General features: G+C 65.3%; 1 protein-coding gene. It reads left to right on the top strand.

Going from position 1 to position 251, the window contains the following annotated elements; translation table 11 throughout:
• The coding region (locus CH341_RS33010; RefSeq protein ID WP_210208748.1) for a Rossmann-fold NAD(P)-binding domain-containing protein at positions 1-251 on the top strand (251 nt) is incomplete at both ends.

A 251-nucleotide genomic window follows, 5' to 3' on the forward strand; every position in this document is an offset into this window, starting at 1 on the left:
GGGCGCGTTCCTGGCGATGCCGGCCCTTTGCGAAATCGACGAAGCGATGAAAGCTCCCGACGTCCGCAAGGTCCTCGACAACACCGGTCTTTACGAGGCCTGGTACGAGGAGGTCCCGAAGCCCGCGCATCGCACCATCCCGGTGATCGGCGTGAAGTTCACGGATATGCTCGCCGAGGGCAGCATGAAGCGCGAGGAACTGGAGGATCTCGGCGCGATCGTCGCGGGCGATGCGCCAGGGCGGACCAACG

The sequence above is a fragment of the Rhodoplanes roseus genome (assembly GCF_003258865.1).
In the GTDB taxonomy this organism is placed as follows: Bacteria; Pseudomonadota; Alphaproteobacteria; order Rhizobiales; family Xanthobacteraceae; genus Rhodoplanes; species Rhodoplanes roseus.